At 35.6% G+C, this 15,883-nt stretch carries 8 protein-coding genes; 1 reads left to right on the top strand and 7 read right to left on the bottom strand.

What is annotated here, in order from left to right; all coding sequences use genetic code 11:
- Positions 1-223: 223 nt before the first annotated feature.
- From ACO05S_RS01740 to ACO05S_RS01725, 4 genes are all read right to left on the bottom strand, one after another.
- Positions 224-817 carry a hypothetical protein gene (locus ACO05S_RS01740; RefSeq protein ID WP_421919824.1) on the bottom strand — a complete coding sequence of 198 codons (594 nt, stop codon included), beginning with the start codon at positions 815-817 and terminating at the stop codon, positions 224-226.
- A gap of 1,017 nt (positions 818-1,834) precedes the next feature.
- The gene (locus ACO05S_RS01735) at positions 1,835-3,121 is read right to left on the bottom strand and encodes a CPBP family intramembrane glutamic endopeptidase (protein WP_421919823.1); all 1,287 of its coding nucleotides are present in this window, start codon (positions 3,119-3,121) and stop codon (positions 1,835-1,837) included.
- Between the two features lie 808 nt (positions 3,122-3,929).
- On the bottom strand, positions 3,930-4,295 hold the full coding sequence (locus tag ACO05S_RS01730) for a hypothetical protein (protein ID WP_421919822.1): 366 nt from the start codon (positions 4,293-4,295) through the stop codon (positions 3,930-3,932).
- A 944-nt stretch (positions 4,296-5,239) separates the two neighbouring features.
- Positions 5,240-5,755, bottom strand: coding sequence for an RDD family protein (locus ACO05S_RS01725; protein WP_421919821.1), 516 nt, complete (start codon positions 5,753-5,755; stop codon positions 5,240-5,242).
- 729 nt (positions 5,756-6,484) lie between these two features.
- Between ACO05S_RS01725 and ltrA the strand changes: the two genes are divergently transcribed.
- A complete protein-coding gene (gene ltrA / locus ACO05S_RS01720; RefSeq protein WP_421919640.1) occupies positions 6,485-7,801 on the top strand; it encodes a group II intron reverse transcriptase/maturase in 1,317 nt (438 codons plus the stop codon).
- A 248-nt stretch (positions 7,802-8,049) separates the two neighbouring features.
- On the opposite strand, the gene ACO05S_RS01715 is transcribed toward ltrA, so the two are convergent.
- The 3 genes from ACO05S_RS01715 to ACO05S_RS01705 are packed head-to-tail and all read right to left on the bottom strand — an operon-like array spanning position 8,050 to position 13,940.
- Positions 8,050-10,182, bottom strand: a complete 2,133-nt coding sequence (locus ACO05S_RS01715) for a DEAD/DEAH box helicase (RefSeq protein WP_421919820.1) — start codon at positions 10,180-10,182, stop codon at positions 8,050-8,052.
- A complete protein-coding gene (locus tag ACO05S_RS01710) occupies positions 10,182-11,495 on the bottom strand; it encodes an ATP-binding protein (protein ID WP_421919819.1) in 1,314 nt (437 codons plus the stop codon). The genes ACO05S_RS01715 and ACO05S_RS01710 overlap by 1 nt, the downstream gene beginning before the upstream one ends.
- Before the next feature lie 3 nt (positions 11,496-11,498).
- Positions 11,499-13,940: a tellurite resistance TerB C-terminal domain-containing protein gene (locus ACO05S_RS01705; protein ID WP_421919818.1), complete on the bottom strand. Its 2,442-nt coding sequence runs from the start codon at positions 13,938-13,940 to the stop codon at positions 11,499-11,501.
- Between the last annotated feature and the right edge of the window lie 1,943 nt (positions 13,941-15,883).

Below are 15,883 nucleotides of genomic sequence, written 5' to 3'. Positions count from 1 at the left end.
CGAAGGGCTGAACGTTAGGTTGTCTTAAATTCAATAAGGAAGCTCTCATTTATTTGAGTCTAGCCTTATTCTAAAATCGGGCAAAGGTGTTGTTGGTGTAAAGAGCGATGACACTGATACCTAACGAACCGCCGTATACGAGACCCGTACGTACGGTGGTGTGAGAGGTGTACCAGTGGGCTGTTAGCTCATTGGCCATCTACTCGATTGTGTGCAGTAATATTTACTCTTTACTCCTATTATACATTCGTACTATTTCCTTTATATCCCTATATTTCAGATCTTTACTTCTAATTTTATCAGCTAATTCTGAATTGTCAGAAAAGTATTCTGTCATTGTATTCTTAAATCCCATTTTTCTGACTAGCAAAAGTCTATTATTTTTTTCTATATAATAATCTTGTCGATAACTACTTCTCCCTCCTGTCATTACTCCATTTGCATTCATTGTGCCTGCATTTTGTACCACGTAACTAAATTGAAACAACTTAACTTTCCCAGTATCTATGAGTTTCATAAAACCCAGCATATTACTAATAGAGATGGGACGTTCATAACTTTTTTTGAAATATAATTCAGTTCCTCTCTTATACGCATATACTTCGGCATCCTTAAATTTCACCTTATTACCATTGGAATCTATGAATTTTATTTTGAAACAACTTCTTTCCTCACTCATATCTTTAAGTTTTCCAAAAATAGTGTCTCTTGACTCTTTAACTACATAGCCATTTATATAATTATCAAACTGACAAAATCCCTTTGATGAAAGAATAATTAATAATCCAATAATTAAATATTTTTTTTTCATTGCCATATCATTGTTATTTTAAAATTAAAATCAATTCAGTATCCCTTGCACTTATTGCACACAACGGTTTTGCTAAAATTTGAGGGCGATATTCCACCGCCACCTTATCAAGCACCGCTTGCGTTTATTGTTTTTGTTTCATTATCTGGTTGAGCATCACCGCCCTTTAATTTTAACTTTTGTGTGTGCCCTGCATGAGCAAGAGCACATTTATCTGTAAGCTCTTGAAAAAGTTTAAATATGCAAATATTTGATCAAACGAGCTAACAATAAGTATGTTAATTTTCCAGAGGGTGTAAGTCCCTTATGTGCCGAGGTGACTCTGGGAAGCATTAGTAAGTCGCAAGGTGGTTTACCGTGAGGTATGCACTGAAGGAAGCGAGACTACAAAATCCGGTACTGACGAACAGGAACCTGATATGAGGCTATGAGCTTGGATAAGGCAGCACATCATGTCGACGTCCTAACTCTTTTTTAGAGAAACACCAAAGTAGTAGATCAGGCAGGAATTGGAGGAAGGAAAATGCTCTTACCAGGGGAGATCTTGTCAACCACGAGTTGGTTATGGCAAGAAGTCAGCAGAAGCCATAGTAGTTACGGGAAATGAGCCACAAATAGAAACTGTGGAGGTCTCACAATGTAGCGAAGGGCTGAACCTTAGGTTGTCTTAAATTCAATAAGGAAGCTCTCATTTATTTGAGTCTAGTGTGAAGAGTGTTAATAAAACGAATTAAAGTTTTTGAAAATATTTTTCTTTTTACAAGGCAAGGTTTACAGGCATAGCCTTAGCTACGGCGAAAAAGCTTAACGCAGTAGAAAGGAAAATAGGTCAAAAAATTAGTTCGGGGAATTAGCATTCTTTACACTAGCCTTATTCTAAAATCGGGCAAAGGTGTTGTTGGTGCAAAGAGCGATGACACTGATACCTAACGAACCGCCGCATACGAGACCCGTACGTACGGTGGTGTGAGAGGTGTACCAGTGGGCTGTTAGCTCACTGGCCATCTACTCGATTAGGTGCCGTTATTCTTTGTTTTCAAAATTCATATTCAAATATTCAATTGTTGCTATGGATTCAACTAAACTAACACCATAAATTGAATCTAATTCCATTCTAAGGTCTTTTAAGTTCTTAGTATTTAGTCTAATGTTAAATCTTCCTGCAATATTGTCTTTTAGAAATACTTTCTTTTTTTGGGAGTTTTGTATTGCTAAAGCTATTCCTGCAAAATTAACTCTATGAATGATTGCACTGTCATTTGAATAACTCCAATAATTTCCTTTAATGGAATCTGTTTTAAATTGATTTAGCTTTAAGGAATCCTCTATAAATATAGTCCAAACACTATCAATTCTATTTTTATTTTCTATTTTAAAATTATATAAGCTAATCAATTCATTTTCAATAATCTGTCTATCAACCGAATTAGAATCTATTTTATTCTTAAATCCTACATTAAGTATTTGATTCATTTTGCCCAGGTTGTTTCCTTCAATCAACCAATTATCCATTTTTGACGTGTATGCGATAATATCCTTTAACTTATAATTTTGAAAATAAACTGAATCAGGAAAATATTTTGCTACTTGTTTATTATCCTTTTGAAAAACCTCCTCTATTTTTATGGAATATTCGTTTGTATCAGTATTTAATAACCCAATACTATTACCTGCTAGGAGAAATGGTAGAAGCAATACCAAATTATGAATGGCATGTAAAAAATATCCCCAAATCAAATTAAAACGTACTCTTAAATAGCCAGCAAACAATCCAAGGAATATTTGTGGAGCAGTTATTATAGGAAAAAGTAGTAATAGGTTTTTGTCTGAATTAAAGTTGAAAATATGTACAAACCCAAACAAAATTGCGGAGAAATAAAATATATAACCATATTTTTTATACCATACTTTCTTTATTTGTTTTTCAATACGTTCTTTCCTGTTTTTTCCTGCCACATAAAAAAGTGAAACAATCAATCGAAGAAGATAATTGTTTTTATATCGCAGATATAATCTGAATATAAGTTCTTCAATAATTGGTACAAAAATTATAAAGGAAATAAAAACTACGCCCTTGGGCATTGACTTTAGGAGTTCTATTATCTTATGGTTTTCCATTGAGAACAATCCTTGTTTCTCAAGTGCTGATAATACTAATGCAAATAGACTCGCAATCGCAAGGTCTAATATTAAAATCAAAAATAGTTTTAAGGATTTTTCTCTTAATGTCTGATTACTCGAGGGTTTATCATCTGGGTTTCTAAAAAATAAAAATAATTCCCTAAGAGAATCTTTGATTTGTTTAATCATATTTAAAGTTTAAGTCGTTCGTAGCGTTTTGTCTAATGGCACCTAACGGTGGCAATATGCGGAGGCCAGGATTTCGGAGCACCTACTTATCAACCCGTTACAATTTTTATTAAATGTACAAAAGTTTTAATTACCCACATCACCCGGCTTACGTATATTGCGTGTGTGTGCCCTGCATGAGCAAGAGTACACTTATTTGTAAGCTCTTGAAAAAGTTTAAATATGCAAATATTTAGTCAAAAGAGCTAACAATAAGTATGTTAATTTTCCAGAGGGTGTAAGTCCCTTATGTGCCGAGGTGACTCTGGGAAGCATTAGTAAGTCGCAAGGTGGTTTACCGTGAGGTATGCACTGAAGGAAGCGAGACTACAAAATCCGGTACTGACGAACAGGAACCTGATATGAGGCTATGAGCTTGGATAAGGCAGCACATCATGTCGACGTCCTAACTCTTTTTTAGAGAAACAGCAAAGTAGTAGATCAGGCAGGAATTGGAGGAAGGAAAATGCTCTTACCAGGGGAGATCTTGTCAACCACAAGTTGGTTATGACAAGAAGTCAGCAGAAGCCATAGTAGTTACGGGAAATGAGCCACAAATAGAAACTGTGGAGGTCTCACAAAGTAGCGAAGGGCTGAACGTTAGGTTGTCTTAAATTCAATAAGGAAGCTCTCATTTATTTGAGTCTAGCCTTATTCTAAAATCGGGCAAAGGTGTTGTTGGTGTAAAGAGCGATGACACTGATACCTAACGAACCGCCGTATACGAGACCCGTACGTACGGTGGTGTGAGAGGTGTACCAGTGGGCTGTTAGCTCACTGGCCATCTACTCGATTGTGTGCCGTTTTTTATTCTTTCTAAATTATTTTTCAAGTCGTAATTCAATAATATTCCGCCTACTAAACCATGGATTAGTCCGAGTCCGCCATAAATCCAAAGCTGATAAATTGTATATCCTGCAATAGCTTCAAGAACTTGCTCTTGTCCTTTTTCAAAAGTCGCGTAAAGTCCCGTGAAAACCGCTTTTGAATACAATGTTAATATCCAAGTCATGAAGAGAATCAGAACCGAATAGAAATACAGTTTTCGTTCAGTTCGTTGAAGTCGGATCTTTGTCCTCCATGAGAAGAACAGTCCGATTAACGGAATAGATATAATGGAAACAATCCACTCCATAAGATCTCGTTCTATCGTGTACCATCTTGGGATTTCTCCAATTATCCACGTTCCAATTATTATGGCGGTCAATCCAATTAAGTAATGCTTAAATATTATTTGAATTGTCTTTGTCAATAGGTCGTTTTTACTAATGGCACACAACGGTCTTGCTAAAATTTGAGGGCGATTTAAAACTACTGCCTTATCAAAACCGCTTACGCTTATTGTTTTTGTTACATTATCTAGTTGAGCGTCACCGCCCTTTAATTTTAACTTTTGTGTGTGCCCTGCATGAGCAAGAGCACACTTATTTGTAAGCTCTTGAAAAAGTTTAAATATGCAAATATTTAGTCAAAAGAGCTAACAATAAGTATGTTAATTTTCCAGAGGGTGCAAGTCCCTTATGTGCCGAGGTGACTCTCGGAAGCATTAGTAAGTCGCAAGGTGGTTTACCGTGAGGTATGCACTGAAGGAAGCGAGACTACAAAATCCGGTACTGACGAACAGGAACCTGATATGAGGCTATGAGGTTGGATAAGGCAGCACATCATGTCGACGTCCTAACTCTTTTTTAGAGAAACACCAAAGTAGTAGATCAGGCAGGAATTGGAGGAAGGAAAATGCTCTTACCAGGGGAGATCTTGTCAACCACGAGTTGGTTATGACAAGAAGTCAGCAGAAGCCATAGTAGTTACGGGAAATGAGCCACAAATAGAAACTGTGGAGGTCTCACAAAGTAGCGAAGGGCTGAACGTTAGGTTGTCTTAAATTCAATAAGGAAGCTCTCATTTATTTGAGTCTAGCCTTATTCTAAAATCGGGCAAAGGTGTTGTTGGTGTAAAGAGCGATGACACTGATACCTAACGAACCGCCGTATACGAGACCCGTACGTACGGTGGTGTGAGAGGTGTACCAGTGGGCTGTTAGCTCACTGGCCATCTACTCGATTAGCAAATCGTTTTTCATTCAATAAATAACAGGTTAAGTCCATAAAAGTAAACTATTGCTATTAGTATAATGCCAATATAATTCAGCTTTAATTTGGCAGTTTTTATATCAGTAATAATTAATTTAATTTTTTGTTTTTCAGTTTTAATAACCATAGTATTTGCAAGAAAATCTCCTATTCTTCTTTGTGGATTGAATAAGCTAATTATTACTTCTAAAGGCCAAGCTATACAAATGGTAAGATTCCTAATAAAGCATTGAAATTCATTTGCGGTTACACATCGTTTTCGGTCAACTATTTGATATCCTAATATTCTTTTCGCGATGCTCTTTCCTTGGAAAAAATCTTTATTTAGATAAATGAAAATAAAAAAGTAGAATATAAATACTCCATATTTATTGTCTAGTCCTTCTGTTTTACCTTCTCCAGTTGTTGCAAGCATTATCATTGGAGGTACTATTATCATACACATAATAAAATGATCTAAAAGCATACTAACAATTCGACGGATTCTTAAATTTTCATTCACTTTATTCAATTTTTAGTATTAATCAATTTAATGGTGATTAAATGTTTGCTAACGGATGGCGGTATGAAACGTTGGGAAATTCGGAGCTGCTTCACTATCAAAATACAATAAACTTTGATGCGAGAACTGAGGTTTAATTAACCTCTTAACTCCCAATGTTTTATGACCGCGTGTGTGTGCCCTGCATGAGCAAGAGCACACTTATTTGTAAGCTCTTGAAAAAGTTTAAATATGCAAATATTTAGTCAAAAGAGCTAACAATAAGTATGTTAATTTTCCAGAGGGTGTAAGTCCCTTATGTGCCGAGGTGACTCTGGGAAGCATTAGTAAGTCGCAAGGTGGTTTACCGTGAGGTATGCACTGAAGGAAGCGAGACTACAAAATCCGGTACTGACGAACAGGAACCTGATATGAGGCTATGAGGTTGGATAAGGCAGCACATCATGTCGACGTCCTAACTCTTTTTTAGAGAAACACCAAAGTAGTAGATCAGGCAGGAATTGGAGGAAGGAAAATGCTCTTACCGGGGGATATCTCAGGAACTACGGGTTAGTTGTACTGAGAAGTCAGCAGATACCATATTAGCTATTGGTAACGAGCCATGAATAGAAACCATGGAGGTCTCACAAAATAGTGAAGGGTTGAACGTTAAGTTGTTCCAAATGTTGCAAGGAAGCTTTCTTATGATTCTAGCCTTGCATTAAGCGGAACAGGGAAAAAGTAATTAAAATGATTGAGCAAATACTAACAGGCAAGAACTTATTACGAGCCATGTACGGGGTTCAAAAGAACCACGGTTCTGCAGGTGTTGATCATATGCCTGTAACCAAACTTACAGACCTCATGTCGATTAATCGGGATGAGCTGACTGAAAAGGTTCGTACAGGAAAGTATTTGCCCCATGCGATTTTAGGTGTGGAGATTCCAAAAGGGAACGGAAAGATGCGCTTATTGGGTATTCCGACCGTAACCGATCGTTTGCTTCAGCAAGCGGTATTGCAGATCATCACGGCAAAATTCGAGTTTGAATTCTCAGACAATAGTTTTGGATTTCGACCAAAGCGAAGTCTGCATCAGGCAGTCATGAAAGCACAGGGATATATTAACGATGGCTTTCAGCATATTGTAGATATCGACCTGCAAACTTTCTTTGATGAAGTGGATCACTGCTACCTATTGCAGTTACTTTATCGAAAGATAAAATGCAGAGAAACAATGCGCCTGATTCGTAAATGGCTGCGAGCCCCGATTTTAATTGAAGGCAAACTGGTCAAACGAAGAAAAGGAGTACCACAAGGTAGTCCACTAAGTCCTCTTTTGTCCAATATCATGTTGCATGAACTGGACAGAGAACTGGAACGCCAGAACTTACGCTTTGTACGCTATGCGGATGATTTTAGCATTTATTTTAAAACAAAATCGCAAGCCCGACAAGTTGGGAATTCGATTTACAAGTTTTTAAGAGACAAGCTAAAATTAAAAATCAACAGGGAAAAGAGTGGAATTCGCCGACCAGTTCACTTCATCCTTTTAGGGTTTGGCTTTGTACCAACCTACAAGAAAGGGGAACGAGGCAAATATCAATTGGTAGTTTCCAAAAAGAGTTGGAAAAACTTAAAGCAAAAGCTAAAAACCATCACCCGCAAAACGACTCCTATGAGTTTTGAAGAACGTATTCAAAAACTTGCTGAGGTTCAAAGAGGTTGGGTAAACAACTTCCGAATGGCTAGTATGCTGGTTAAACTTCAAGATGTTGATGGATGGGTTCGTAACAGGCTCAGATATTGTATCTGGCATCATTGGAAAAAGCCTGAACGAAAAAGGAAAAACCTGATTCGTTTAGGAATAGAACAGGGTCAAGCCTATGCATGGTCTCGTTCTCGAATGGGAGGTTGGGCAATTGCTCGAAGTCCAATACTTGGAACTACAATTACTCTTGATCGATTGAAGAAGCGTGGCTACGAATCAATGCTTGACATTTACAAGAAAATTTCCCCACAACTTAACGAACCGCTGTATACGAGACCCGTACGTACAGTGGTGTGAGAGGTTCTCCGCTAGGCTAATGGCCTAGCGGCTGCCTACTCGATTAGCTGCTGGTATTCATTCATTATTAGTTAATTATCAGTCTTTTACAATCACTAAATCGCTCAATCGAAGCACTGCTGTTCCCGAAAAAAATAGTTTTTAGGGTCGGCAAAAAAGCGGTGGCAGACAGACAAGCTCTTTTGTAATTTTTGGACGTGTGTTGGCTTGTGCGAATTGCAAATGTGCTTGGCTGTGTGGGCTGCATATCACTCGGTTTCAATTAAGTTCATATTATTTATCAAATCAATAGCATTTTCAAAATCATAATATCTTTCTTTTACAATATCAGCTTGATATTCCAATGGTAAAAATTCTCCCCATTTAGAAAATCCAATTAATGATTCATTCTCTTTAAGTTCTGCTATCAAGTAATCGTTAATCTTTTCATATTTCGTGTTGACTTCTTTTACCAGTTCTCTAAATACAGATTTATCTATTACTAGTTCAAAAGAACTACTATGGTCATCAATGGATGGTTCAATACCTGTTAACGCTAACAAGAAATTCAAACTTTTATTAATCTTTGAACCTGTAAATGTGTATAATAAAAGCTTTCCTTCTTTTTCAATTAAAGGGCAATCATATTTAAAGTCATTGATAGCAAACCCTTTAAAATCATGCCTCATTTCGGTAATAACTTCACTACTGCTATCATCTAATTCGGTGTAATTTTCATTGCTTTTTAGTATTCTAAGCATTTCTTCCCGAATCTGCTTATGAATATTACCACCTCCGCCGAAGAATTTTGGTTTCTTTCCATCGCGAGCTGGAATTACAATGATTTTTGAACCTTTAAAGTCAATATCTTTTATCTTCCAAATCTTTGCAGCAAGTAGAATATTTTCGTCAATCCTTACCTGCGGAGAGAATGGAATATCTCCAATCTTTTTACCCGAATGAATTACTTTAAAATTTGGTTCGGTTTTGAAAACACTATAAAACTCACGAGAATTTACAATATTTTCACCTTCAATACCAAGTATCAGTTCACGGTCAACCTTTTCTAAATAGTCCAGTTCTATGAACTTATCAATCAAGCTTTGTATTTCGGTTTCAGAAATCTCTATAAATGTTGGATTAATTCTTAGTCGTTTAAATAATTCTGTTCTTGAACAACCAGAAAGTTGCTTTACAACTGATAATAACTGATGTAAAAGAATATCAAAAGGTTTTTGAGCTGTGTTAATCGGCTCTAAAAACTCAGACTTATAAAGATTCCAACAAGCTAATGATTGCAACAAACTCCATTTATCTGTAGCATATAAGTTGACAATGCTTTTTTCTCCTTCTCGTCGTCCACTTCGCCCAATTCGTTGAACCAATGAAGCAACTGAATGCGTAGAATCAATTTGTACAATCTTATCAACTGTGCCAATATCTATCCCAAGTTCTAATGTTGAAGTACAAGAAATGCAGAAATTAAATCGCTCATTGCTTTTTGCAAAATGCTCAATACCCTCACGAATTTCCTTATCAACCGAAGAGTGGTGGGAGTAATAGAACTTATGTCCGTTTACTCTATCTGAGATTTTGCGAAGTTTTACAGCAACCTCTTCAGTTCTTCCTCGGCTATTTGGGAAAATCAACACTTTATTTGAAGCTGTTTCCTTGTATAAATCCTTTAGCAAATCCAAGGATAATTCGGCAGAGCTATTCTTAAAATATTTGAATTTAGCTTCCGTTTCTTTTTTTGCTCTATCTAAAAGAATTTTTGTTGAATCAATATCACCTGTGATTCGTTTAGCCTCAATGTAATTATCGTCTCCAATGGTAGCTGATAAACCTATTGTAGTTATTTTGTTTCTGTTGACCTGTTGTATTCTTGAAAGGATTGACATTAACTGTAATCCTCTGTCAACGCCAAGAAATGAATGGATTTCATCAATTACGATATATTTCAAATTGCCAAATAACGTTGAAACATTGTAGGGAGCATTAACAAACATTGCTTCCAATGATTCAGGAGTTATTAAAACAATGCCGTTTGGATTCTTTATCAGGTTGGTTTTTAAAGATTTCTTTGCTTCTCCATGCCATTTCGTAACCGAAATCTCCAAATCTTTACACAAATCTTCAATTCGATAGAACTGGTCATTTATTAATGCAATTAATGGAGAAATGTAAAGCACCTGAACACCTACCGCATTAAAATCGGCTTTAGATAGAATTGGTAAAAATGCTGCCTCTGTTTTTCCTGATGCTGTTCGTGATGCAAGAATGTAGTTATTATCAGACGAAATTATTTTCGAAATTGCTGCTGCCTGAATTGGACGCAACGATTCCCACCGTTTATCACGGATATATTTACGAATTGGTTCTGATAATAGGTTATACGACATTACAATTCTTCTATTCCATCAACAAGTGCTTCTTCTGGTCTTTCGTCAGTAATTTCAATATCCGAGATTAGCGACTTTTTATCAGCATCTGGATTTTGTCTTAGAATACTTAAGATGTTGAGAAAATCACGAATTACTTCCCTTGGTGTTAGAAATTCATCAGCACCTGGTTTATTAAACATTTCTTCCATAAACAAATGAATGTCGTCATCATTTATGTTTATGCTAACATCAAAATTCGTATCGAATATTTCTTTCAGTTTTTTTAGAAGGACGAATATTTCATTGTGATTTAACGGAACAAGTTTGATTACAGGTTGTGCTAAATCTCTATGTTCTGAAGTTTCAAACTTATTAGTTTCTAATCTAGTTTTAAGAGCATCGTAGCTAAATAAACCACGTCGCTCATTTTCCAAGAAGTCTTTAGTTCCAGCAAAATTGATAAACAAGTTTGATACTTTCCCTTGAAAGCAATCATTAAAAATTGAAAGAACTTTTTCATAGTTCTTAGCTCGCATGTTTGCTGTTGAAATCTTGTAAAGGTTTATTGCTTCATCAAGGTTAATCATAAAACCGCTGTAACCCATGCTAACAAATAAGCGACAGAAGTTTTTAAGCATATCGTAATAATTCAAATCATTTACAATTTCACGAACACCTAAATCCTGACGAGCTTCGGTTTTAGTTCTGTATTCTCCTTTCAACCATTTTAAAGCACTTCGGCGAAGGAACTCATCATTTTTTATGTATCCCTCGTAATATTTTATAACAACCACACCAAAGTCAAAGCCACCAGTTTCAGTTACCTCATTTACGGTTTGCATTATATTTTCCTGAATCAAATTGAAATATTTCTCATCTCTAATTTCAGTTACAGGAATATTATTTACCTGAGCTGTTTTTGAAACAACTTGTTCAATCCACTTATCAAGCAAGGTTGGTAATGCACCACCTTCTGGTTTTGTTTGAATAGCGATATTATCCATAATGGCACTATACAATACCAGAGCTTTACCATCATTTGAATAAAGTCTGTTATCAGGCGTAAAATCAGCATTTGCAACAACAAACTTTTGCTTTGTAGCAACAGTATTTAGCAAGTGAAGCATGAAAGATTTACCAGAGCCAAAGTCGCCAATCCAAAACTTTACCATACTATGACCATTTTTCACATCGTCTAAAGCTTGTGTGAATGCTTCAATCTCTAATTGTCTACCAACTGTTATATGTTGAACTCCGATTCTAGGCACAACACCTCCCGAAAGAGAATTAATAATTGCTGTTGCTTCTTTTGCTTTAATTTTTAACGCCATAATCTATTTTGCAATTTCTTTATAATAAGATTCTTCAATGATGTAATTTTCATCATCCTCTTCAATTAATGTTTCACCGTCCAAATGTTCTTCACAAGCTTCATTAATACTGTCAATTAATTGATTCTTGAACATTCCGTTTGCTGTTGCATATTTATCAACTTCGTCTTGATGAATCTCGTACGAATTATTTATAATCATTTTCACAAGTTCCTCTTGAACTTGTCCCATGCTAATTTCGGAAATAAAAACTGAATTATTTTCTTCAGAATCGATTATTGCGATTTCAATGTCTTCGCCATTTTCATTGCTGATTTCTGTTTCAGGCTTCACCTTTTCATCAACCAGATACTCATTTAACAACTCTACTGTTCCTTCGTGTTTTTGTTCTACCTCTTGAATTTCAGAGCGGTCAAGTTGAATCCGTTTCCTTTTGGGAATATAGATTTTTGAAATTTTTTCTAAAGCTGTCTGAATATCGTTTGTTTCTATTAAATCACCAATAATCTTCTTAAAATCATTGATTTGTTCTTCCGTCTTGAATAAGGATTTTTGAACAGTTTTTGTAAGTTCTTTATTGTCAAACTTCTTCGATTTTAGGTCGTAGTAAATATACTTCGCATAATATTTTAAAGATTGAACCTTATCATATTTTGAAATGAACTTAGAAGCCTGATAAAAGATATTTTCAATATTCGGATTCTTCTGGTTTGTTTCTTCCAAATGAATTACTCCATCAACAAAATTATCAATGTTCTCCTTTTTAAATGCTACAATTAGTTCATCAAGCCCAATTCTCCATCTATTTACGTTTTGTGCATTTAGCTCAATTTGAGTTTCAAGATTGGGCTTTCCTACATTGTCTTTTAATACTTCAATTAAGCCATTTAGAGAATTGCCAAGCTTTGTTTCAAACTCTTCAGATAAATTCTTGTCAGCATAAGGGAAATCACCTGACACCTTTCTTTTATGACCAAAAGATTCGCGCACAGAATTTTCAACTCGTTTAAACATTGTAAGATAAACTTCCGACTCAGCCTGATTTCCTAAATAACCAGAATCATAATACCCCCAATCAGAATTTCTCTTTACGTAGATTGCCTTTAACTTTTCTTTGAAATAAGTTACTTCTTTAGCTAAAGTAGTTTCCTTCTTTTTTAGTTGTTTTTCAAGTTCTTTTAACAGCGTTACATATTGCATTGCCGTGGCAATACAGCAGCCCTCAATAGAAAGAAAAACATTTGTTGGGTTGTAGAATTTATTAAGCCATCTAATTTCTTGTTTATTAAGACCTAATTTGTCTTTGTATTGATTTCCGAGTTTGTATAAATCTGGATTGTAATCAGAATAGCCATGTTCAAATTGGTAAGTTGGTTCCTCTAAATCCTTCAATTTATCAACTGAATAAGCATCATTTCTTTTTCTTAATTCATCCTGCAATGAACGAAGCGAATAACTTCGTGTTTTTGGACAAATTTCTCCAAGAAGCTTAAATTGCTCGTCAAGCAGTTTAATGTCTCTATGATTCTCATACTCATTTAAAAAATCAAAGTAAAGTATGAAAGCATAGTTTGTGTTACCCTGTATATCAATGTATTTTCCATTAGCAACTTGATTCTTGAAATACGCATAAAACTGCTTTTGTGCTTTAGTTGCATGCTTTATTTCATCGTATGAATATACGTAGGTGTGTCCCCAATAAGGAGGCTGTTGATGCGAAGTACTTTCATCCGAGTTTTGCTCTACCGACAAATCAAGGTTCTGTGAGTTTACATCAATAATTGTTTCGTCCACGTAATTTTGTTTTGATTGGTTTGAAATTACCTCATTACCAATTTTCACTTTAATAGATGATTGTCTTTTAGGTGGTACTTGGGCTTCCTTTTTAGCTTTTACTGTTGGTCTTTTGCCCCAGTTATATAAATCATTAAACTTTTTCTCTTTCATTACTGCTAATTTGATGAAATCAATTAATCCAATTAGCGATGGAATAAAAGTCCAACAAAATAAAATTGAGTAAACTCCTTTGTTTTTCTCTCCCAAATAGAACTTTTGAAATCCGAATGCACCAAAGAAAAATGACAAAACCGTTGCGGTAGATTTGTAACGGTATTTTTCTCCTGTTTTCTTTAAAATTATTGAAGTCACAATAATAATTATCAGGCAAACGAGAAAAACAACAAACCCATTGCCACTTTCAGTTTTGGTTTCTTCGATTATTTCAATTTTTTGAAGGTATTGTTTGGCTGAATATCCTACTTTGTCATGGTATTGAATTTTTGCCCAATAATCTCCTGAATTGTCAAGAAGTGTTACTGTGTCTCCTTTTGATAATACAACAATTGATTTGTAGTTTTTCCCAGCACCATTTCTCATATTCAAATCGGCTGTTGATACATAAGAGTCTTGTGCATGAATACTTAGAAAAGTGAACGTCAGTATCAAGATGGCACTAATTTTCAACAGAGCATTGTGCGAGGGCAAAAATTGCACTCTTTTGCAAATTTTGGTCTGTGGGGCGGCTTGTGCGATTTGCAAATGTGTGCAATGTGCGTCGGCTACCCCAACTGTCCCGAAGGGCAGAAGCGGGCGGGCAAAAACTAATTTTTTCTTGCACCAACCTTCAATCAATGAGCTAATATTTTCTATTCGTTTTTTCAAATTTTATACTCAGGTTTCAATGTTGCAGTTTCGTTCTTTTCACTTGCAGCTAACTATTAATTTGTGCACTGGTGCACTTATTTTTCTTATCTCAGAGTAAAAAGGTGCACAATACACGCCATATTGGTATGTATTGTGCACTTATCTTTGATTCACGATTCCAAATCTAAGAATTATAATCAATATTATCACGATTCAACAGGTAACAATTCGCATTGGGTTTGTTGAACACGGATCAATGCCATTTTGATGCATCAAAATAAACATATCATACCTTCAGGTCTGGATGGTTTGCAACAGTATGGCAATTGAAAACAGAACAAAAAAGCATTGTCGGAGAAAATGACTGTAGAAATTCTCTAGGGGCATTGTTCAAAAGACAAGGCTCTATGAAATTCTCTAGGGGCATTGTTCAAAAGACAATGCCCTATGAAATTCCCTAGGAGCATTGTTCAAAAGACAACGCCCTATGAAATTCTCTAGGAGCATTGTTCAAAAGACAACGCCCTATGAAAATTCCCTATGAAATTCTCTAGGAGCGTTGTTCAAAAGACAACGCCCTATGAAATTCCCTAGGGGCATTGTTCAAAAGACAATGCCCTATGAAATTCTCTAGGGGCGTTGTTCAAAAGACAATGCCCTATGAAATTCTTTAGGCACATTGTTCAAAAGACAACGCCCTATGAAATTCCCTAGGGGCGTTGTTCAAAAGACAATGCCCTATGAAATTCTCTAGGCGCATTGTTCAAAAGACAATGCCTTATGAAATTCCCTAGGGCCATTGTTCGAAAGGAAAAAGGGCTTTTAAAACTTTTAGGGCTTTGACTTTTGAGAAAAACGGTTTTTGAACTTAAAAAAGCGGATTGTCACTTAAACAATGTCTGTATGAATTTTAAAATGGCCATTGTCACTTGAACAATGGCCATTTTGAATTTAATTTTGGCATTGTCAGTCGATCAAAGTGCGTTTTTAAATTCAAAAGGCCTTTTTCCTTTCGATCAATGCTCCTAGAGAATTTTAATATGCCATTGTCAATCGATCAAGGCAGTTAATAAATTTGTTAGACAGCTTGGTTTCTAAAACAGACAAGCTTTGAGTCCTTGTTGTATCCCTTGGTGGTAAATTATTGATACCCTCAACTTAAAGTGAGAGCATCAAAACAGAAATTAACCATTAGCAAAAAAACTTTGTGTCCCTTAGTGAGTTCCTTCCTTATTCCTGAGTGGTAAATTTTTCATTGCGCTTTTTAAAGCTAGAGCATCCAAAATCCTATCATATTCCTTTTTAGTAAATTATTGATACCCTCAACTTAGAGTGAGAGCATCAAGAAAGGAATCATTAGCAAACAAGCTTTGTGAGCCTTGTTGAGTTTCCTCCTTATCCCTTAGGGTTAAATTATTTCTATGTGCTTTTAATAATGATACCCTCAACTTAGAGTGAGAGCATCAAGAAAGGAATCATTAGCAAACAAGCTTTGTGTTCCTTGTTGAGTTCCTTCCTTATCCCTTGGTGGTAAATTATTGATACCCTTAGTGGTAAATTATTGATACCCTCAACTTAAAGTGAGAGCATCAAAAACAAAGGAATCGTTAGCAGAAAAGCTTTGTGAGCCTTGGTGAGTTTCTTCCTTATCCCTTAGTGGTAAATTTTTCATTGCGCTTTTTAAAGTGAGCACATCAAAAACAGAAAGAAACTTTTGGTTTAGAAATGGTATAACTGTAATTTTT

The sequence above is a fragment of the Marinifilum sp. genome, from assembly GCF_965230805.1.
Classification (GTDB): Bacteria; Bacteroidota; Bacteroidia; order Bacteroidales; family Marinifilaceae; genus Marinifilum.
The sequence above is the reverse complement of the archived record's forward strand: the minus strand, read 5'-3'. Positions and strand labels throughout refer to the sequence as shown.

What these genes read in the sequence shown, in the direction of transcription:
- ACO05S_RS01730 (WP_421919822.1), bottom strand. Translation starts at nt 4,295, where the DNA reads ATGGAGTGGATTGTTTCCATTATATCTATTCCGTTAATCGGACTGTTC.
- ACO05S_RS01740 (WP_421919824.1), bottom strand. Translation starts at nt 817, where the DNA reads ATGGCAATGAAAAAAAAATATTTAATTATTGGATTATTAATTATTCTT.
- ACO05S_RS01735 (WP_421919823.1), bottom strand. Translation starts at nt 3,121, where the DNA reads ATGATTAAACAAATCAAAGATTCTCTTAGGGAATTATTTTTATTTTTT.
- ltrA (WP_421919640.1), top strand. Translation starts at nt 6,485, where the DNA reads ATGATTGAGCAAATACTAACAGGCAAGAACTTATTACGAGCCATGTAC.
- ACO05S_RS01715 (WP_421919820.1), bottom strand. Translation starts at nt 10,182, where the DNA reads ATGTCGTATAACCTATTATCAGAACCAATTCGTAAATATATCCGTGAT.
- ACO05S_RS01710 (WP_421919819.1), bottom strand. Translation starts at nt 11,495, where the DNA reads ATGGCGTTAAAAATTAAAGCAAAAGAAGCAACAGCAATTATTAATTCT.